Genomic DNA, 4,962 nt, shown 5'->3' on the forward strand with positions numbered 1-4,962 from the left:
ACCTGACCTAATGAATGACATGAGAAAACAGGCCGAGCGTTTCGGTGCCATATCAGTTATGGCCGAGATCTCAGCAGTGGATTTCTCCTCTAGACCTTTTAAAATCACCGCAGGTGATAGAGTGCTTGAAGCCGACACATTTATTATATCATCAGGCGCTTCAGCAAAAATGCTTGGGATTGATTCCGAGAAAGAGCTTTTAGGCTACGGTGTGTCCACATGTGCAACTTGCGACGGCTTTTTCTTTAAGGACAAAGAGCTGTTAGTTGTCGGCGGCGGAGACAGCGCTGTTGAAGAGGCTATATTCTTAACAAAATTTGCCAGCAAGGTAAGCATTGTTCATAGACGTGACAAGCTTAGAGCGTCTAAAATTATCCAGGACCGAGCTTTTAAAAATGAAAAATTAGATTTTATATGGGACTCAGAGGTAGAAGAGATTCTTGGTACCAAAGACGGCGGCGTTAGCGGAGCTAAACTTAAAAATACAAGCACAGGTGAGATAACTGAAAAAGAAGCTCAGGGCGTTTTTGTCGCTATTGGACACAATCCTAATACTGAGCTCTTTAAAGGCCAGCTAGACATGGATGAGACTGGTTATTTAATCACCAAGAGCGGCTCAACACAGACCAATATCCCAGGCGTCTATGCAGCGGGAGATGTGCAGGACAATGTCTACCGCCAGGCCATTACTGCAGCCGGCACGGGCTGTATGGCAGCGATTGATGCAGAGAGATACCTAGAAGAGCTTGGCGATTAAAAATCGCTTAGAGAGTGGGCTGTATGGCAGATAATTTAGAGACTGCAGTTTCCAAAGCATCAAACTCACTACTTATCATATCAGGAATAGTTCTACTACTTTGCTTTAGCGCCATTACTTACATCACCCCAGAATTTAAGGCTTCCATAGCACTAATTGAAAGACCTACCCTGTTGCTTGTTGGAATTCTCATTTTTGCAGGAATCGTTTTTCTTTTTACGATTTATAGATTTCCAAGAACCAATCTTTTAAAGAACCAACTAATTTTGGTATTTGCTATAGGGCTCATATTACGGGTATTGATGATTTTTAGCGCGCCAATCCTTGAGGATGATTTTTATAGATACCTGTGGGATGGAGCAGTTACCGCAAAAGGTATAAATCCATATAAGTATTCACCTGAACAAGTTATAGAAGGTACTGATGTTCCCACAGAGCTTATAGTATTAGCAGAGCAGTCAGGTGAGGTAATCCACGGCATAAACCACCCCTCAGTAAGAACTATTTATCCCCCGGTGGCGCAGGTATTTTTCGCTATATCCTACTGGCTTGACTCCTGGAGCCTTAGTACTTGGAAAATAATTCTTATCGTTATGGACCTGGCAACGCTCTCGCTTATTTTCGTCTCGCTAGGCCTACTTAAACTGCCAAGTTCATATCTTATTATTTACTGGTGGAATCCACTTTTAATAAAAGAGATATTTAACTCAGGCCACCTTGATGTACTGATATTTCCCTTTGTGCTAAGCGCGCTTATTGCGGCGACTCAAAATAGAAATATCCGTTCCACGCTCACGCTGATTGTTGGGATTGGAATAAAGCTTTGGCCGGCGTTTTTGCTGCCACTCGTAATAAGGCCTATATTATCAAAGCCAAAAGAGCTTATTACAGTATTAGTGCTTGGAGCTATTAGCTTTGGCGCACTATTTTTGCCTATTTATTTCTCCGGGTTAGATACAAGCTCAGGCTTTATAGCATATGGGCAGAGCTGGCAGAACAACGACTCAATTTTTAGGATCTTAGTCTCTATATCAGAGCTCAGTCTTAATGTTCTTGGATATGAAACTTTTCATAAATACAGCGCTGCAAGATTTATTGTCATAGGACTCATCGCACTCTGGATCTTATTTGTAACTTTTGGGAAAACATTTAAAAAATCAGACCTATTTAGCAAATCTCTTTACATCATAGCATTTGCATTTCTATTAAGCCCGACCCAGTTCCCCTGGTACTACACATGGCTCTTGCCGCTATTAGCAATTAAGCCTAGATTCTCTTTGCTCTTACTGACTGCGCTCCTGCCTCTTTACTATCTTAGATACTACTTTGAGCCGCGCGGGCAGATCGAGATCTTTAACAATCTAATTATCTGGATTGAGTTTGTGCCTGTTTGGATATTGCTTATCTGGGAGTGGAGACGCTCTAAGAGCGTTTCGCTTTCTTAAGTTTCTCTAAAAGTTCAGGAAGTGTTTGCTCAGCGGCAACTCTTCCAATCTCTACAATAGGCGCTCCTTTATGAAAATCCATAACCTGCACTTCTGCCAGATGAGGTCTTATAGCAACATCCGGCGGATTTTCTTTGAACTTATACTCTGTAAGCTGACGCTGAGCAATAATAGAGGTCCTTTGAACTATTTCTATAATCGAGGGCTTTCCTTGGTCAAAATTCTGATTACCGGACAGATCGTGAAGCAAATCAACGGCAACTATAAAATCTGCCCCGAGTGATCTTGCTGCACCAATTGGTAAGGACTCTAAGACCCCTCCGTCTACCAGTATCTTATCCTCCAACACTACGGGCTTAAATACACCTGGGATTGAAGTGCTTGCCCTTATTGCGCGCTTTAGATCGCCTTTCGTAAATGTTATTACCTGTGCCTTGTTAAGATCGACGCTGACTGCTGCAAAGGGTTTAGAAAGATCCTCAATATTTTGAACATTTATAAACTTTTCAACCAGACCTTCTATATAGTTCCCGCTAAAAAGCCCGCCCTTGGGCCAAGTTGGTCCTAGCATAAAGGGTAAGTCTGTCATTGCGATATTTGTTGAAAACTCCTCAAGACTTTCCAGTTTGCCCGAGATGTATACTGCCCCTATCAGAGCCCCTATGCTGGTGCCGGCAACAACATCAAATTCAATTCCCGCCTCCTTGAGAACTTTCAGTACTCCGAGATGCGCAAACCCCTTTGCCCCTCCCCCACCCAATGCGAGTCCTAATTTCATATCTATATTCTAATTAAGTTTTATGAGATAAATCAAGAACACTAAAGAGTATCAAAAAACTGCTTAATATGCTGGGTGAGTTCTTCATACTCTAAGAGAAAAGAATCGTGCCCGTAGGGTGATTCTATTTCTTCGTACTCATAGGGGACATCATTTGCCTTAAGGGCTTGGACAATTTCCTCTGATTGATAGGACGGGAAGAGCCAGTCCGAGGTAAAAGAAGATACAAAGACTTTTTTACAGTTTATTCTTTTAAATGATTGCTCAAGACTATCGTAGCCCTCAGCGGCATCGTATAGATCAATTGCCCGCATAATGTAGATGTAGCTGTTGGCATCAAAACGGTCCACAAATTTTGAGCCCTGATATTCCAGATAGTTTTCAATATCAAATTTGCTGCCGAGCTTGGTTTTCATATTCTCGGGGTCTGAGTGCTTTCTTCCAAATTTCTCCCAAAGCCAGTTGTGGTGAAGATACGTTATGTGTCCAATCATTCTGGCAACGCTAAGACCTTTGTTGGGAAGCTCCTGTCCATAATAATCCCCACCTTTAAAGTTTGGGTCATCTATTATTGCCCTTATTCCTACTTTATGAATTGCGATTGACTGGGGGTTTGAAACTGGTCCGGAGGCAACAAGTACTATTGAGTCTACTATCTCAGGGTATATAAGCGCCCACTCAATTGCCTGCATACCTCCCATAGAGCCGCCGATCACTGATTTTATTCTATTAATCCCAAGATGGTCTAAAAGCTCTTTTTGGACACGGACCATATCACGTACAGTGACTAAAGGAAAGCTCATGCCATAGGGTCTTCCGGTTTCAGGGTTTATAGACGAAGGACCAGTTGTGCCGTAGCAGCTCCCAAGGATGTTAGAGCAGATTACGAAATACTTGTCCGTATCAAAAGCTCTTTCTGAGCCGATCATTACATCCCACCAGCCGGGCTGTTTGTCATCAGCGCTGTGTCTGCCGGCTGCATGAGCATTTGCTGTGAGGGCGTGCTCAACTAAAATCACGTTGTCACGCGCCTCATTTAGCTCTCCATAGGTTTCATACGCAACTGTTATAGGGCCTAGCTCAAGCCCGTTATCCATAACAAACTTATTGGGACCATCGGCAAAGGTGTGATACTTTGTCTCTACTATCCCTACTGAGCCTTCCTCAACAATAACTACAGGAGACTCACCTAACTCCCTTGTTTTCATGCGGTAGCCTTTTGAGCCTTTGCAAGCGCCTGATCTAGATCCCAGATAAGATCCTCTACATTCTCAAGCCCAACTGAAATACGCACAGTCTCAGGAGTCACGCCAGCTGACATTTGCTCATCTTCATTTAGCTGACGATGTGTAGTAGAAGAAGGATGCGCAATTAGCGACTTAGCGTCTCCAACATTGACAAGGTGGCTGAATAGCTGAACGTTATCAATTAAAGTTCTGCCGGCTTCCGTGCCGCCTTTTACTCCAAATGTGAATATAGAGCCTGCGCCCTTAGGCATATACTTTTTAGATAGTTCGTGATATTGGTTGTCAGGCAATCCAGCAAAATTAACCCACTCTACTTCAGGGTGATCATTTAAGAACTTAGCAACCTCAAGAGCGTTTGAACAGTGTCTGTCCATTCTTAAGTTTAGTGTCTCAAGTCCCTGCAGCATCAAAAACGCATTGAATGGACTAAGAGCCTGACCGTGAGTTCTGAGTATCTCTACTCTTGCTCTTATTGCATATCCAAAATTGCCGAAAGTCTCATAGAACTTTACTCCATGATAACCCTTGGAGGGCTCTGTCATACAAGGAAACTTGCCGTTATCCCATGGGAAGTTACCACCATCTACTAAAATGCCTCCGATTGAAGTTCCATGGCCGCAAATAAACTTAGTGGCAGAGTTTACAACTATATTTGCGCCATGTTCAATTGGTCTGCAAAGATAAGGAGTTGCAAAAGTGTTATCAATAATGAGAGGAATCCCTGCGTCCTCACCA

Annotated in this window: 5 protein-coding genes; 2 read left to right on the top strand and 3 right to left on the bottom strand. The window is 43.0% G+C overall.

From position 1 onward, the window contains the following. Both AAF462_10005 and AAF462_10010 read left to right on the top strand, forming a co-directional pair. Positions 1 to 757, top strand: a 757-nt coding sequence (locus tag AAF462_10005) for an FAD-dependent oxidoreductase (protein ID MEM7009453.1), incomplete at its 5' end; no start/stop codon positions are given. Between the two features lie 23 nt (positions 758 to 780). Then, positions 781 to 2,202, top strand: a complete 1,422-nt coding sequence (locus AAF462_10010) for a hypothetical protein (GenBank protein MEM7009454.1) — start codon at positions 781 to 783, stop codon at positions 2,200 to 2,202. Here AAF462_10010 and AAF462_10015 read toward each other — a convergent pair. The 3 genes from AAF462_10015 to AAF462_10025 form a co-directional block, all read right to left on the bottom strand. Beyond that, positions 2,180 to 2,980, bottom strand: coding sequence for a patatin-like phospholipase family protein (locus AAF462_10015; GenBank protein ID MEM7009455.1), 801 nt, complete (start codon positions 2,978 to 2,980; stop codon positions 2,180 to 2,182). The two genes, AAF462_10010 and AAF462_10015, sit on opposite strands and share 23 nt — an antisense overlap. Before the next feature lie 41 nt (positions 2,981 to 3,021). Further along, positions 3,022 to 4,188, bottom strand: a complete 1,167-nt coding sequence (locus tag AAF462_10020; protein MEM7009456.1) for a homoserine O-acetyltransferase — start codon at positions 4,186 to 4,188, stop codon at positions 3,022 to 3,024. After that, a partial coding sequence (locus tag AAF462_10025; GenBank protein ID MEM7009457.1) for a PLP-dependent transferase occupies positions 4,185 to 4,962 on the bottom strand: 778 nt, incomplete at its 5' end. The genes AAF462_10020 and AAF462_10025, both read right to left, overlap by 4 nt.

This window comes from Thermodesulfobacteriota bacterium (genome assembly GCA_039028315.1).
GTDB lineage: Bacteria > Desulfobacterota_D > UBA1144 > Nemesobacterales > UBA2774 > CR02bin9.

Bases quoted from the DNA above. Each gene is read 5' to 3' on its own strand.
- AAF462_10015 (MEM7009455.1), bottom strand. From the start codon at position 2,980: ATGAAATTAGGACTCGCATTGGGTGGGGGAGGGGCAAAGGGGTTTGCG.
- AAF462_10010 (MEM7009454.1), top strand. From the start codon at position 781: ATGGCAGATAATTTAGAGACTGCAGTTTCCAAAGCATCAAACTCACTA.
- AAF462_10020 (MEM7009456.1), bottom strand. From the start codon at position 4,188: ATGAAAACAAGGGAGTTAGGTGAGTCTCCTGTAGTTATTGTTGAGGAA.